General features: G+C 46.2%; 16 protein-coding genes. 8 read left to right on the forward strand and 8 right to left on the reverse strand.

What is annotated here, in order from left to right; all coding sequences use genetic code 11:
- Positions 1-87: 87 nt before the first annotated feature.
- The 3 genes from rlmC to ohrR form a co-directional block, all read right to left on the reverse strand.
- Positions 88-1,242, reverse strand: a complete 1,155-nt coding sequence (gene rlmC, locus M0413_RS10860; RefSeq protein ID WP_088586057.1) for a 23S rRNA (uracil(747)-C(5))-methyltransferase RlmC — start codon at positions 1,240-1,242, stop codon at positions 88-90.
- 179 nt (positions 1,243-1,421) lie between these two features.
- Positions 1,422-2,597, reverse strand: coding sequence for a glycerol-3-phosphate dehydrogenase/oxidase (locus tag M0413_RS10865; RefSeq protein WP_249554121.1), 1,176 nt, complete (start codon positions 2,595-2,597; stop codon positions 1,422-1,424).
- Positions 2,598-2,661: 64 nt separating this feature from the next.
- Positions 2,662-3,156, reverse strand: coding sequence for a transcriptional regulator OhrR (ohrR, locus tag M0413_RS10870; RefSeq protein WP_088586059.1), 495 nt, complete (start codon positions 3,154-3,156; stop codon positions 2,662-2,664).
- A 129-nt stretch (positions 3,157-3,285) separates the two neighbouring features.
- Between ohrR and ohr the strand changes: the two genes are divergently transcribed.
- From ohr to M0413_RS10885, 3 genes are all read left to right on the forward strand, one after another.
- Positions 3,286-3,711 carry an organic hydroperoxide reductase Ohr gene (gene ohr / locus M0413_RS10875; protein ID WP_069453421.1) on the forward strand — a complete coding sequence of 142 codons (426 nt, stop codon included), beginning with the start codon at positions 3,286-3,288 and terminating at the stop codon, positions 3,709-3,711.
- 215 nt (positions 3,712-3,926) lie between these two features.
- A complete protein-coding gene (locus M0413_RS10880; protein WP_088586060.1) occupies positions 3,927-5,351 on the forward strand; it encodes a cytochrome C biosynthesis protein in 1,425 nt (474 codons plus the stop codon).
- Between the two features lie 98 nt (positions 5,352-5,449).
- A complete protein-coding gene (locus tag M0413_RS10885; RefSeq protein WP_011621607.1) occupies positions 5,450-5,635 on the forward strand; it encodes a hypothetical protein in 186 nt (61 codons plus the stop codon).
- Between the two features lie 119 nt (positions 5,636-5,754).
- Here M0413_RS10885 and M0413_RS10890 read toward each other — a convergent pair whose 3' ends face one another.
- The 3 genes from M0413_RS10890 to M0413_RS10900 are packed head-to-tail and all read right to left on the reverse strand — an operon-like array spanning position 5,755 to position 7,041.
- Entirely contained in the window at positions 5,755-6,045 is a 291-nt protein-coding gene (locus tag M0413_RS10890; RefSeq protein WP_037414668.1) for a hypothetical protein, read from the reverse strand.
- A 55-nt stretch (positions 6,046-6,100) separates the two neighbouring features.
- A complete protein-coding gene (locus tag M0413_RS10895) occupies positions 6,101-6,634 on the reverse strand; it encodes a class I SAM-dependent methyltransferase (protein ID WP_249554123.1) in 534 nt (177 codons plus the stop codon).
- Positions 6,631-7,041 (reverse strand): hypothetical protein, encoded by a 411-nt coding sequence (locus M0413_RS10900; protein WP_047538262.1) that lies wholly within the window; start codon positions 7,039-7,041, stop codon positions 6,631-6,633. Before M0413_RS10900 ends, M0413_RS10895 begins: the two co-directional genes overlap by 4 nt.
- Before the next feature lie 500 nt (positions 7,042-7,541).
- On the opposite strand from M0413_RS10900, the gene fccA reads away from it, so the two are divergent.
- The 3 genes from fccA (at position 7,542) to M0413_RS10915 (ending at position 11,373) form a co-directional block, all read left to right on the forward strand.
- Positions 7,542-9,332, forward strand: a complete 1,791-nt coding sequence (fccA, locus tag M0413_RS10905; RefSeq protein ID WP_037414671.1) for a fumarate reductase flavoprotein subunit FccA — start codon at positions 7,542-7,544, stop codon at positions 9,330-9,332.
- A gap of 244 nt (positions 9,333-9,576) precedes the next feature.
- The gene (ldhA, locus tag M0413_RS10910) at positions 9,577-10,566 is read left to right on the forward strand and encodes a lactate dehydrogenase LdhA (RefSeq protein ID WP_055647423.1); all 990 of its coding nucleotides are present in this window, start codon (positions 9,577-9,579) and stop codon (positions 10,564-10,566) included.
- Positions 10,567-10,635: 69 nt separating this feature from the next.
- On the forward strand, positions 10,636-11,373 hold the full coding sequence (locus tag M0413_RS10915) for a dienelactone hydrolase family protein (protein WP_249554125.1): 738 nt from the start codon (positions 10,636-10,638) through the stop codon (positions 11,371-11,373).
- Positions 11,374-11,432: 59 nt separating this feature from the next.
- Here the strand turns inward: M0413_RS10915 and M0413_RS10920 are convergent, their stop codons facing one another.
- Positions 11,433-11,978 (reverse strand): DUF3332 domain-containing protein, encoded by a 546-nt coding sequence (locus tag M0413_RS10920; protein ID WP_037414674.1) that lies wholly within the window; start codon positions 11,976-11,978, stop codon positions 11,433-11,435.
- A gap of 247 nt (positions 11,979-12,225) precedes the next feature.
- Entirely contained in the window at positions 12,226-12,771 is a 546-nt protein-coding gene (locus M0413_RS10925; RefSeq protein ID WP_037414676.1) for a mechanosensitive ion channel family protein, read from the reverse strand.
- A 90-nt stretch (positions 12,772-12,861) separates the two neighbouring features.
- On the opposite strand from M0413_RS10925, the gene M0413_RS10930 reads away from it, so the two are divergent.
- Together M0413_RS10930 and M0413_RS10935 are read left to right on the forward strand one after the other, a co-directional pair.
- The gene (locus M0413_RS10930; RefSeq protein ID WP_050991411.1) at positions 12,862-13,605 is read left to right on the forward strand and encodes a spermidine synthase; all 744 of its coding nucleotides are present in this window, start codon (positions 12,862-12,864) and stop codon (positions 13,603-13,605) included.
- An 89-nt stretch (positions 13,606-13,694) separates the two neighbouring features.
- A complete protein-coding gene (locus M0413_RS10935) occupies positions 13,695-15,230 on the forward strand; it encodes a leucyl aminopeptidase (RefSeq protein ID WP_047538251.1) in 1,536 nt (511 codons plus the stop codon).
- The last annotated feature ends 107 nt before the right edge of the window (positions 15,231-15,337 follow it).

Here is a 15,337-nt window from a genome sequence, read left to right on the forward strand (position 1 = left end):
AACCAAAGGTAAAATGAACAAAATTCCTTTTTATCAACCTCTAAACTATAGCGATCTACTGCTCAGGAGATCATTCATTTAGATCGCTTAATCTTTTACCAACATGGCTAAGACTTCGAAATGATCCGAATGGGGAAAGAGATCGAACAACTGCACCTTAGTTAATCGATAGCCACGAATATGGGCGAGATCTTTAGCAAGGGTTTTGGGATTACAACTGGAATACAAAATCGCCCTAGGGGCAAATTCACTTAAGGCGTGACACAGGGACTCACCAATCCCACGACGCGGCGGATTGACAATAATCAAATCGGGCTTTGTTTGCGCCGCATCACCCTTGGCAAAATCGGTAGAGTCGAGGGCCATAAACTGCACGTTATCCAGCCCCATCATTTGCGCCGACATCTTAGCGCACGCAATCGCCTCGGCTTCGATTTCAATCCCAGTTAAAGGGATATCTTTGGAGGCGCAGTGCAAGCCAAAACCGCCCACACCACAAAATAAATCCCACAGGGACTTTGGTGCAAATTCACCAACCCACTCACGGGCGGTTTGATACAGCTTTGCAGCAACCTGTGGATTCGTTTGAAAAAAGCTTTTTGGGCGAATAAACAAAGGCACATCGTTAAAGCGCTCTTCAAGACGAGTATTTTCAGTTAAGAAAATTTCCTCATCCCCTTCAAGGATCGCCATATGAATGGGCTGAATATTTACCGATACGACGCTGATTTGTGGATATTCAGCCAGCAACGCGGGTAATTCCCGTTCAATACGGGCAATGGCATCGGATGAGCGCAGCACAAAACGCAGCATATATTCGCCGCGCACTTGGCTGCGCGTCAGTAGAATAAACTTAAGCTCGCCCTTGGCTTTATCGATACGATACGGCGGGATACCCGCTTGCTGCACAAAACGCTCCAGACGGTGGAGCAACGCTTGCATATCAGCAGGATACAGCAAGCAGTCACAGAGACTCACCGCCTCACCGCTTGGACTGACAATCCCCAGTACAGGCGCATGAGCCGCGCCCAGCACCACCATTTTCGCCTTGTTACGAAAACCTTGGTTCTCACCCACTACGGGCGGCAAAAATTGGGTATTAGTATGCTCAACAAATGGGGCTAACAATTGCTGTAATTCTTGGGTTTTCGCCGCTAATTGCATCGACATAGGGAGCTTAATATGACGACAGGATTGGCATTGGCCTTGTTCAAAATACCCACATTGCACTAATGTACTCACAGCATCGTACCCACAGCAGTTCCCGTCTATCTTATCTATTGAGATGGCGAGTGAAATTGAGATAACAACTGAAGCATAACAAATACCGTAACGGCCTCAGTTAAAAAGCGCCACACTTTAGCGTTTTTATGCAAAAAGATCATCTTCAACCACAGCATCACACCCAATGTTAGACAGAATTAAGTTAATCTGAGGCTGTCTACATCGGCGATTGGTGGACGTTTCCCTAACTTTTGTTCAATCCATTCAATTACTTCAGCAGAAGTGCTTCTAAAGGTCGTGAGTTTGCCACCATATAAACTCAGCAGCCTTGGATGCGAAACTGAGGTTTGCATTAAGGTATCCCGAGGCCGCTCAAAAGCGGAACTAGCCTGTTTAGGTAGCACTCGCACGCCGCAATAGGTTTGCACTATCTTAGCCTTAAGCTCCTCAATCGATGGGGAAAGTGGAAAGTAATGACGATAAATACCTAAGAGGTACTGAGTTTCAGATTCCGTTACTTGGGGAGGGGTATCGATGGACGTCAGCACTGTTTCAGTGGTGCCGATGAGCATTTGGCCATACCAAGGCATCACAAAAATCACCCGCTTATCGAAGCAGGATTCTAAATATAAAATCCCCTCTGGTGCAGGCAAGTCGAGCAATAAATGCGCACCCTGTACCCAATCGATTTCAACACCCGCAAGAGGCGGCTCAACGTTAGCTAATACCTGATTAACCCAAGGGCCAGCGGCATTTATCACCAGCTTGGCATCAATTTGTTGTACTTGGCCGCAATGGCGAAAGCTAAGCTCAATATGCTCCCGTAAATGATTGAGCTGCAAAAACTCTGCCTCAGCATAAATATGCGCGCCAAGTGCTTGAGCGCTTCGCGCCACTGCTTGAGTGAGTAATTTATCATCGGTTTGTGCATCCCAGTATTGGAATACCGCTTTTAACCCCGTGAGTTTAAGCCCGTTAAAACGATGCCAATGCACCGCGGGAATAGAGACAAAACGCCCAAGCGGGTCAAATTTACTCAACAATGCATATAAACTCAGCCCAGCACGTATCGTCAACGGATTGCGTTGACTGTCCTGATAGACGGGAATGTAGAAAGGAACGGGTTTGACTAAGCTAGGCGCCAGATCCAGTAAATTACGCCGTTCAAGCAGTGACTTACGCACGAGATTAACTTGCCCACTCTCAAGGTAACGCAGGCCACCGTGGATAAGCTTACTGGAATTGGCTGAGGTTTGGCCGCCAATCTCACCTTTTTCAATAAGTAAAGTTGAATACCCTGCCGCTGCGGCATATTGGGCAATGCCGACACCGCTGATGCCACCACCGATAATAGCAATATCGAATGAACTCATAGAGGTTTTATCCATCCTGACGTGCTTCTGGCTAATGTATCCCAATTCTTTCGAACAGAGAGACCTAATCTACACTGTGCAACTGTGCCAATGCTTTATCACACATGGCTTTTAGCGCCTTAAGATCATCAATTTCAGCCCCAATTTTACAGCGCATTAAATGCGGGATCTCACTGGCCTGTTGCTTTAACGCCTGACCAGCAGAAGTTAAACTGAGCACCCGAACCCTTTCATCCTGTTCGCTACGACCGCGACTCACTAATCCCTTCGACTCTAAACGTTTAAGTAACGGCGTCAATGTACCCGAATCGAGGAACAATTTATCTCCTAAGGTCTTCACGCTAATCCCCTGCTCCTGCCACAACACTAGCATGACCAAATATTGGGGATAGGTTAAATCTAGCTTATCAAGCATAGGACGATAAGCTCGCACCATGGCATTTGCTGCACTGTATAGAGAAAAACAAACTTGATTCTCTAGGCATAACACATTGTCTGTATTGGTGGTTTCAGACATTTCTAACGCCTTTTCCATTGAAGTTAACTCATAGCTTGGCATAGTCATTCCAAAAAACTTAAATATATTGCGCACAATATACTTGCATTCACACTAAAGATCGAACTATAGTTTACCACAATTAAATTGCGCACAACTTAAATTAACCATTTAAACACTGAGGATCTAAACATGAAAACATTGTATGAAACCCGAGCAACCGCCAGAGCAGGTCGTCAAGGCCAAGTCAGTACCGATGATGGGTTACTCGATGTAGCACTCGCCTATCCAAAGGCAATGGGCGGAAGTGGATTAGCAACGAACCCTGAGCAACTGTTTGCAGCAGGTTATGCGGCTTGTTTCTCTAATGCGGTTTTGCACGTTGCCAAAATCGGCAAAGTGGCCATTACTGAAGCGCCTGTCAGTGCTGTGGTTGGCATTGGTGCCAATGATGCGGGAGGTTTTGCCTTAACCGTCGCCCTAGAAGTCAATCTTGACCTGCCGCAAGCTGAAGCCGAAGCCTTAGTACAACATGCCCATCAAGTGTGTCCATATTCTAACGCTACACGTAATAATATCGATGTAAAACTGAGTGTTAATGGTACAGCGTTAAACTAAGCGCTTAACCATAGACTGAAAAGCACCTTGGGGTGCTTTTCAGTTATTCGCAGCTTATTTCCCCAACAGTAAACCTGCCTCACTTCCCAAAAACCAGTTAATCGCGAGTTAACTAACATTTCTTAATGCTTAATTTAATCAAAAGGATTGAATTCAGTAGAGTAATAGTCAGAAATCCATTTAAAACACATCTTGTCCACAATTGTGGAGGCACTATGACTAAATACTTAACCCAATTCGCTCTGCTATGCTCTCTCGCATTAGCAATGCTCAGTGCACCTAGTTGGGCCGACACCCCAAATACTTCCGATCAAACGTGGCATTACGTCAACGCCCAAGGTGAGCTTAAGATTAAACTCTACTTTTTTTGGTCGAAAACCTGTCCACACTGCGCACAAGCTCACCCTTTTATTGATTCACTACCGCAAAAATATCCGTGGATAGAACTTGAATCCCATATGGTTTCTGCACCTGGCGTACAGGATATTTGGCAAAATATTGCCGCCAAAACCGCCACAGAAGCCCGCTCAGTTCCTTATATGGCGAGCTGCGAAAAAGCCATTATCGGTTATTCCAGCGAAGCGGTTACTGGCGAGTTCCTCGTTAATCGTTTGAAGAATTGTTACTTATCCTTAGGTGGTCAGCTAAGCGAAGCGGATATGCCAACAAAGGGAGCTGCGTCAACTGCACCGACCAATAGTGAACCTCTGTTTGGCACTTGCGGAACCGACTCAGGTGAAGGAACCTGTGATGCAACTAGCCTGGCAAGTACCGACCAAGCTGAAGTACAACCCGTTGAATTACCACTTGTCGGAGTGGTCACTCCCGAGACGATGTCACTCCCGCTGCTGACCTTAGTACTTGCTGGCGTCGATGCCTTTAACCCTTGCGCCTTCTTCGTATTGCTGTTTTTACTGTCGATTATGGTTAATGCGAAGAGCCGTAGCCGTATGCTGTTAGTCGGCGGTATCTTCGTGTTCTTCTCTGGCTTTATTTATTTCCTGTTTATGACGGCATGGCTGAATATCTTCAAACTGCTAGGAGCAGGTAGTGATGGTGGAATGATCATCTTAGCGGCCGGGGTCTTAGCCTTGATTGCAGGCACCATTAACGTAAAAGACTACTTCTTTACTAAAGGAGAAGTCACCCTCTCAATGTCGGCTGAAAACCGTACGAGCCTGATCAAACGCATGGGGAAACTCTCTAATTCCAGTAGTTTAGGCGCCTTAATTCTGGGATCGACTGTACTAGCGATTTTAGCCAATGCCTACGAACTGCTCTGCACCGCGGGCTTCCCGATGATTTATACCAGCGTACTATCCATGCATAACCTGCCTGAGATTGAGCGCTATATGTATCTGGTTTTATACAATATTGTCTATGTGATCCCACTGGCAATTATTGTGATTGTGTTTAGTGCGACCTTAGGCAAACGTAAACTGACCGAAAAAGAAGGCCAAGCACTCAAGCTGATGTCGGGTGTGATGATGTTTGGTATGGGGGTTGCGCTAGTGATTGATCCCACTGCGCTACAGAGTGTTGGGCTGGCACTGGGATTAATTCTAGGTTCATTGGGCTTAACCGCCATCATAGTACTTAGTCGTAAGTTACTCACGGCAAAAGCGAATAAAGCGGTATAAGCAATAACAGGGTTTTGGATTGGCAAACTTAGGATAAAGGACTAAAGTAAAACCTGAGCTTGCCGATACAAAGACTCAGCTTACAATTGAGGTTAGTTATGTCTATTTCACTGAACACCCAAGCTATCACGCCTAACTTAGAAAATGGTGCCGTTGGCGTTAAAGTGGCGCAGTTAGCCAAAGAGCAGCAAAAGGCGGAAGGTCAAATTGCCGTTGATTTAATTAACGCAGCCACACCTCAACCCGTGGGAAATACCGGCCACAATATCAACACTACGGCCTAACCCACCCGCAAGAGATTGATAAAAAGCGCCCCGAACATCGGGGCGCTTTTTTATTTAAGGTATTCGAATGAAGTTAAGCCATTTGAACGGGCTAACCTGAGGCTCTGCCCGGTTCAGCCCTAAGAAAAGGCATTACCATTCACATGCATAATAGTGAAAGTCCACACAACAAAGGCCAGAGGAATATGCACCAAGGCATAAAAACATTGGTCGAGTCGACTCATCCCTTTGGCAAGCCAAATCAAATATAAATGCAACCCAATAACAGCTGGAAACAAGGTAAACAGTGGATACAAGGCAAAAGGGCTAGCATCGGCTAACAAGCTGTGGCTTAACAGGGCCCACGCCACCATTAGCGCCGTGGTTATTGGTGGCATGGCAACACGATACTGCTCTGGATACGGAAACATCCTTGGCCTCTTACACTTATTTAATACTTATGGTGGCAGTTGACCCCAAATGGGATCACTGGAGCGGTTTTCGCGCGATCAACTGCGCCTTAGCACTTTCAATACCCGTAACAGCATCGCTTAACCGCCCTTCAAAGTAATGCAAAGGTTGCCAGTTAGCAAATACGGATTGTAGTTCGTGTTCTTTGAGTAAAAAATCGGGATTGCGAGGGCGGCCAATTTCCGCCTGTTGCCACGTAAAAGTCTCATAGACAATGAGTCCCCCGTGCTTAAGGCTAGCGGCAATTTGCGGGAACAGTGGCCGATGTAAGTAATTAAAGACTAGCACTATATCAAAAGTGTCTTGGGGTAACAGAGGGGCGCTGCCATCTTCTAAATTCCACTGCCATTGATGTGCTTTGTCGTGTGTTAGCTTGGCTAATGTACTCAAATCCTGGTCGATAAAGGTCACTTCACAGCCTTGATTCAGAAACCACAATCCATTTCGCCCAGAACCACAGGCTAAATCCAATACCTTAAGCCCTGCAAGCTCGGGCCATTGAAACTGGATAATTAAGCTCGAAGCTGTGCAGAGTGTAGCGTGTGTCATCCCTTTATCTCTTTTTTAGTGTCTATCTGTTTGCGATGCACTATCGAATAGTGTCTGAGTCCAGACGGGCCATGAGAGACTATCACAGATAAAAATAACACCAAGATAAACAACTCTGGCTTGTAATTGGCAAGCGGGATAAACAGACAAAGCAAACCTAATTTTCCAAGGGTTAACACACCCTTAAGTTGAATTAACCAACGCCAATCCCGCATAATTTCCCACAACATTAATATGCTGCCGGTGCTCATGGCGAGATACCAATAATTTAACCAAAGGGATTTATCAATGTTTAATAATATCCCTCCACCCGCACCTGCAATGCCTAATATATGTAAAGCCCTTAAGGCTGTTTTACTAAGTCGCTGTACCCAAAAACGTTTTTCAGAAATCTGCTGCCTAGGCATAAATTTAACCCCTCAACACCACTTAAATAACATTTTGGAAAAATATAATATATTTATTCAAAAAAAACTGGTGGAATTTAATTATTTATAGAATACTCACATTATAAATTCTCGCACATTCACGACCAAGAACAAAATCAAAAATAAACCATTAAAATCAAAGCTATAACAACAAAAAACTGACTATACCCACGTTAAAAAACAATTATTAAATTATAATTAAGCCCACCAAAATATGTTAACTCACGCAAGTTATACCGTATTCTCTAAGTGATTAACTTCAATTTCAGTAATATTTTCAGCCATATTGCACATTTCAATTATGTAATTCTCACTGTAACAATCGTTATGTGACCTAAGTACGCATATACCTCTTTAGATAGTGGTAACTTTGTTCATGGAGAATACTCTAAAAGCGCGTGAGCTACGTAAAATATAAATATCACGCCATGATGAATAACCCTTATTAAGTAGATGAAATGTACGGCGGAGGAACAATTATGTTCACAAGAAAGATTCAAAAAACAGCACTAGCCATGCTGATCTCTGGTGCAATGGCTGGCACAGCCTATGCTGCACCAGAAGTACTAGCCGATTTTCACGGTGAAATGGGTGGCTGCGATAGCTGCCACGTATCAGACAAAGGTGGCGTAACCAACGACAACCTGACTCATGAAAATGGCCAATGTGTTAGCTGCCACGGTGATCTAAAAGAACTGGCTGCTGCAGCGCCAAAAGATAAAGTTTCTCCGCACAAATCTCACTTAATCGGTGAAATCGCTTGTACCAGCTGCCACAAAGGCCACGAAAAATCAGTAACCTACTGTGATGCTTGCCATAGCTTCGGCTTTGATATGCCATTTGGCGGCAAGTGGGAACGTAAGTTTGTTCCTGTTGATGCAGACAAAGCTGCTCAAGATAAAGCCATTGCCGCAGGCGTGAAAGAAACAACTGACGTTGTCGTTATCGGCTCTGGTGGTGCAGGTCTTGCTGCTGCCGTTTCAGCCCGTGACGCTGGCGCAAAAGTGATCCTGTTAGAAAAAGAACCTATCCCAGGTGGTAACACTAAACTGGCTGCTGGTGGTATGAACGCCGCAGAAACTAAGCCACAAGCTAAGTTAGGTATCCAAGATAAGAAACAAATCATGATCGACGACACCATGAAAGGTGGTCGTAACATTAACGATCCTGAATTAGTGAAAGTCCTGGCCAACAACTCTTCAGACTCTATTGATTGGTTAACCTCTATGGGTGCCGACATGACTGACGTGGGCCGTATGGGTGGCGCAAGCGTTAACCGTAGCCACCGCCCAACGGGTGGTGCAGGTGTTGGTGCTCACGTTGCACAAGTACTGTGGGACAACGCCGTTAAACGTGGTACTGATATTCGTTTAAACAGCCGTGTTGTACGTATCCTTGAGGATGCGAGCGGTAAAGTGACCGGCGTTCTAGTGAAAGGTGAATACACTGGTTACTATGTAATCAAAGCCGATGCGGTAGTTATTGCTGCTGGTGGTTTCGCGAAAAACAACGACCGCGTTGCTAAGTATGATCCTAAATTAAAAGGCTTTAAAGCAACTAACCACCCAGGTGCTACCGGTGACGGCTTAGACGTCGCTCTGCAAGCTGGCGCAGCAACACGTGACTTAGAATACATCCAAGCTCACCCAACTTACTCACCAGCCGGCGGTGTGATGATCACCGAAGCCGTACGTGGTAACGGTGCGATCGTGGTTAACCGTGATGGTGACCGCTTCATGAACGAAATCACTACCCGTGACAAAGCATCTGCTGCGATTCTGAAACAAAAAGGTGAAAGTGCTTACCTCGTATTCGATGACTCTATCCGTAAGAGCTTGAAAGCCATCGAAGGTTATGTTCACTTGAACATCGTTAAAGAAGGTAAAACCATCGAAGAGTTAGCGAAACAACTCGATATACCAGCAGCTGAACTGGCAAAAACAGTGACTGCTTATAATGGTTTCGTGAAATCAGGTAAAGATACTCAATTCGAACGTCCTGATTTACCACGTGAGTTAGTTGTCGCACCTTTCTATGCCTTAGAAATCGCGCCAGCGGTTCACCACACAATGGGCGGTATCGTGATTGATACTAAAGCCGAAGTGAAGAGTGAAAAAACTGGTAAACCTATTGAAGGTTTATACGCTGCGGGCGAAGTCACTGGTGGTGTGCATGGTGCTAACCGCTTAGGTGGTAACGCTATCTCTGATATCGTGACCTATGGCCGTATCGCAGGTGCATCTGCCGCTAAATTCGCGAAAGATCACTAATATCAATCCTTTCTAGGTTAATGGACTAACCTTAGGCTCACATAGCACGACCATGAGAGCCAAGCTTGAACACTCAAGCTTATCGATACAAGCGAGCCGTCAGGGGCTCGCTTTTTTTATGCTTTTTTGAGCAATTGATGACTAAGCTCACTCTTTTTACGGGGTAAATTCATCACCAGAGGACAAATGTCGCCGAGTCACATACACTCAGTGCCAGTAACAATGTAACCCTTAGGTGATTGAAATGAGAATTGGATTTTTTAGCGCAAAACATTATGACATGCAGCATTTTAACCGTACTAATGCCGCATTTGGTGCGCAAATTGAGTATTTCGATTATCGTCTCTGCATGCAAACGGTAAAGCTTGCCGAAGGTTTTGAGGTGGTATGCGCCTTTGTTAACGACTCTCTCTGTGAAGAAGTGTTGGTCGAGCTCGCTAACGGCGGCACAAAAATCATCGCTATGCGCTGTGCAGGCTTTAACAATGTCGATTTAGTCGCCGCAAAACGTTTAGGTATGCAAGTGGTCAACGTGCCCGCCTATTCCCCCGAATCCGTGGCCGAGCACACGGTCGCCTTAATGCTGACCCTAAACCGCAAAATCCACAAAGCCTACCAACGCACCCGTGATGCTAACTTTTCACTCGAGGGGTTAGTCGGCTTTAACATGTTTGGCAAAACTGTTGGTGTAATTGGCACTGGTAAGATTGGGGTCGCCACCATTAAGGTATTGCTCGGTTTTGGTTGTAAAGTGATTGCCTTTGACCCCTACCCAAATCCCGCGGTAGAAGCGCTCAATGTGGAATATTTAGATCTCGATACCATTTACGCCACCAGCGATATTATCAGCCTGCATTGTCCATTAACCGCCGATAACCACCATCTGCTGAATAAAGAAAGTTTTGCTAAGATGAAACCCGGCGTCATGGTGATCAACACTAGCCGCGGCGGTCTGCTCAATGCCTTCGATGCGATGGAAGCCTTAAAGCTCGGCCAAATTGGCTCCTTAGGGTTAGATGTGTATGAAAACGAAAAAGAACTGTTTTTCGAGGATAAGTCGAACCAAATCATTCAGGACGATGTTTTCCGTCGCTTATCCGCCTGTCACAACGTGATTTTTACCGGTCACCAAGCCTTCCTTACCGAAGAAGCATTGGGCGCGATCGCCAACACAACGCTGAGCAATGTGAAAGCCGTGCTCGCGGGCGGGCGCTGTGGTAATGAACTGTTTTAACTGACAGATTAATACCTGACTGCTAAAGTGAGGCTTCAACGTTTGAAGCCTCACAGAGAGAATCTCAATATGTTAGTCACTCAGGAAACTCAGGATATCTCCACGCCTTCAGGGCTAATGCGTACTTACCTCTACCGCCCAGATGCCACTGGGCAATTCCCTTGTATCATTTTTTACTCTGAGATATTTCAGCAAACCGCGCCCATCGCCCGCACCGCAACAATACTCGCAGGTCATGGTTTTGTGGTGTTAGTGCCAGAGGTATTTCACGAGCTTAATCCGATAGGCACAGTGCTGGCCTACGATGATATGGGTAAAGACAAAGGCAATGCCGATAAATTTGCCAAGCCCTTAGAGCAGCACGACAGCGACACCCAAGCCCTTATCGATTTTGCCCATCAGCAGAGTTATTGCACCGGTAAAGTCGGCAGTATGGGCGTGTGTATTGGCGGCCATTTAGCCTACCGCGCAGCACTCAATCCCGAGATTTTGGGCGCGTTTTGCCTCTATCCCACCGACATTCATTCCAATACCCTGCCCTGTGCCTATGGCAATGATTCACTGAGTCGCACAGGCGATATTCAAGGGGAATTAGTGTTAGCGTTTGGTAAGCAAGATCCCCATGTATCACCCGAAGGTCGGGTATTGATCCACCAACAGTTGATGGCTAAAAACCGCAATTTCAGTTGGCTTGAGGTGAATGCTCAGCATGCCTTTATGCGTGATGAGGGCGAGCGCTACGATCCCGCGCTAGCACTGCAGATGTATCAGCAAGCTGTGGCGTTTTTCCAGAGGGTACTGCGATAATATTGTTATTATCCAACCCATAAATCTAAACCATTTTATGGGTTGGATAATTCAAAAGCTTAAGCAGCAGGTGTTGCTGGCGCATGTAAACGGCTTTGGCTATAAGCAACAAGTTCTTGGTTACTCACTCGCGTGATAAAAGCACCATCGAGGAAAAAGTCCACATCTTCGCCAACTTTACGGCCCGATAATAACTGGGTGCTACCGTCTTCGTAGGCTAACGTCATAGTGACCGTATGCTCATCGGGGTAGGCAATTTGCGCCTGAGTCAGCTTCACTGGCGCAGATCTAAGCTCATCACTCACGTGTGGATTAATCTTAAAAATCGCCTCAACTGGCATATCAACTACCGCGGGCGATTTATCGGTAATCGGATTCTTGCCAGTCCAAAACTCAATGGTATTAAAGATGAACAGATCGCCTGTCGCCGCGATGCCATACACTGGGCTTAACAGCATAAACAAGCCTGCACGACCATAACGGTTATCCACCGCACTTAAATTTCCCTTAGTCACCATTTGGCTTAAACCCATTTGTCCCATACAACCGGTTAACTGGGTCGCGAGTAGCGTGCCAATCGTCACAGCTAAAAGTTTAGATTTCATTAAATTAGATCCATTAGGTAAAAACAAAAGCGCGGATTCTACGGATTCGTGGGCACTAAACCGTGCAACAGGGCACAATCTAAGGTAAACAAATGGAGGGAAATGTAATCAATAACACTGATTTTGTTATATAAAACAGATTAAGCAACGAAAGCTAACGCCAAGATAATAAAACTAAGTGCTTGCGAGTGCGCCGACAACAGTTTGCTAATAAATGTACCGCGATGGCGCACATACAGGAGAATGGTTACTCGAGGTCGAGTTTCTTTTTGCCATCCTGCAACGCTTGACGCTCGGCAAGCGGTGACTGATCGGCCAGCTTTAACACCGCCTTCTGCAGCATCAAGTTGTTGGGATAGGTGATGGTATCGCCATTATCCCTTAGAATAAGTACATGAAACAGCGCGATTTCAATAATCACTCCACTGATATCTTCATCCTTATCCACCACCCGAATACGTTCACCGATCCGATACGGGAACACGAAAAAAATCAGCACACCAGCCGTTAAGTTGCTCAAGATAGACCATTGAGCGACTAAGGCGACACCCATCACCGCAAACGCGGAGGAAACAAACAGCGACACATCTTGATAACCTAATCCAAGTGAAACCGCCATTAACGACAAAGTGATAAAAAACATCACATAGGAAATAAACCGCGTCACAAGGCTAGTACGGGCCGCACTCACCTGCTTCATTAATGAGAGTTTTTTCACCCATTGAGTTAATGCTCGCTGCAAAAAGATAAACACCACAAGATAAATACAGGCAAGCAGGATTTGATTTGTCATAATAGCCACTTAAAAAACGAAACCAGCTGAATTCTAACTTTTTTATACCTGCACGCAAATCAGCTCAACGCAAATAGAGTAATAATGACCATGGCCGACGCAATTTTGTTACACGAAACTCACGATACATTCGGGCCTATCCGCGTGCTCGACTATGGTGATTCGCGCGTGCTCTCCTTCGGTGACAACGATGAACAAAGCAAAATCCTAAAAACCGCTCCCCATATTCCACAGCATACCTATGTACAGGGCATGATGCTGGTTCTGTTATTTTGTAAACCCAAAAGTGCGATAGTATTGGGTCTGGGTGGCGGTGCACTTATCCATGTGCTGCGCCGATTTGACGCAGCCATCAAGCTAACCGCAGTAGAGCTTCGTCCCACGGTTATCGAACTGGCCAAGCGTTACTTCCAACTCCCAATAGGTAAAAAGCTGAATGTTATCAATGATGATGCCCTCGTCTTTATGGCATCGGCCGAGCATAAAAAAGTCGATGTGATTTTTGCTGATATCTACAGCGCCAAAGGCGTTAACACCGGGCAACTCTCGGCGACCTTCCTTGAGCAATGTACTCAACGGATTAAACCCGATGGCTATTTAGTGCTGAACTGCTGGAAGGAACATAGCCAAAATCGGGAGTTACTCGCCGATTTGCAGCACCATTTTGCCCACGTACATGCCTGCCTCACCAGTGGCGGAAACTGGGTGATTTTTGCTAGCCAAATACCGCAATCACTTGGCGCCAGCGCACTTAAGAGCCAAGCCCAAAGCCTGTCACAGCAATTGGATTTTGCCCTTGAGCGTTCACTAACACGTTTTGGCCCTTGGATTTAAGATTAATCTCAGTCAAATGGCGTAAATTAGTTAACCCTAAGACTCAGCTTTGCTATGCTTCTCACTCTCCACAGATATGAGTTGTCACCATGAAAAATAAGAATAAATTTTTGTTAAGCGTTATGGCTCTGGCGTGCCTTAACTCTCTCAATGCTAACGCCGAAACCTTTAGTTTTGACACTCGTAATTCACTTAATTCAGATACCTTAGTACTGTTCCAAAGTACTGATTCAACAACCTATAGTCTCGATTTTTTGCCCCAGTCGACTCAGGATCAACTCAATCTTGCGGTAGCTGATAATAGTTTTTCGGGTAAACGCGGAGAAATTTTAGAGATTTTAGTCCCGAGCGAAATCGACGCAAAACGAGTATTACTGGTTGGGATTGGCGATGCTAAAACCCTAACACCTGGTGAAATCAATACCTTAGGTGGCAACATTGCCGCCAAACTTGAAACCGTGCCACAAGCCACGGTACGCGTGCTGACCCAAGGCCTCAGTAACGCACCTCTCTTTGGTTCAGAGCTCGCCCACGGCATTGAGCTGCGCAGCTACCGCTACACTCAATTTAAAACCAGCAATCGCGCCGAGAAGAACTATCAAATCGGCGTTGATGACTTAAGCAAAAACCAAAAACATCATAAGAATCTGCAAGCTATCGAAGCAGGTGTGTTTTTAGCTCGCGATCTTACCAATGCCCCAGCGGGAAACATGTATCCCGAAAGCTTTGCTAACGAGGCGCGTAAACTCAAAGCCCTCGGCGTAAAAGTCACAGTACTCGAAGCCAAAGATATTGAACGCTTAAATCTTGGAGCCTTAGCGGCCGTAGGTAAAGGCAGTGAGCGCCCACCTAAGCTGGTTGTCGCCCACTGGCCCGGCAGCAAAGAAGCACCTATCGCCCTCGTCGGTAAAGGTATTACTTTCGACTCTGGCGGTTACAACATTAAAGCAACAGGCACTTCCATCGCGCGGATGAAGTCCGATATGGCGGGCGCGGCAACTGTACTCGGCACAGTCAAGGCGATGGCGATTCAAAAGGCGCCAGTTAACCTTGTCGCCATTATGCCCATGGCTGAAAACATGGTATCGGGCCATGCGATGATCCCAGGCGATGTGATTAAAACCGCCCAAGGCCTTACGGTTGAAGTGCTCAACACCGATGCCGAAGGCCGTTTAGTGCTCGCCGATGGTCTCTGGTATGCCCGTGAAAACTACCGCCCATCGGTCATCATTGATGTTGCCACCCTTACAGGCTCAAAAGTCAGTGCGCTAGGCACCGTTTATGCGGGGTTATTTACCGATTCAGAGCCGCTAGTGCAGCAACTCACCTTTGCGGGTCAACAGGTGGGTGAAAAAGTCTGGCGCTTGCCGTTAGATCAAGCCTACGACGACGAGCTAAAATCCACCATCGCCGACTTAAAGAATACCGGTAAAGAAGGCAGCGCGGGAGCATCAGCAGCCGCCATGTTCCTCAAACGCTTTGCGGGTGAGCAACCTTGGGCTCACCTCGATATCGCTGGTAATGCCTTAACTGCCACCGATACCGCCGTTGTGCCCGCAGGTGCCACAGGCTATGGTGTGCGCCTGCTCAGCACGTGGTTAACTCAGCCTAAGGCGCAAAACTAGAACCTAGAACCTAGAACCTAGAACCTAGAACCTAGAACCTAGAACCTAGAACCTAGAACCTAGAACCTAGAACCTAGAACCTAGAACCTAGAACCTAGAACCTAGAA

It is taken from the genome of Shewanella sp. 8A (assembly GCF_023475945.1).
GTDB classification, from domain to species: Bacteria; Pseudomonadota; Gammaproteobacteria; order Enterobacterales; family Shewanellaceae; genus Shewanella; species Shewanella xiamenensis.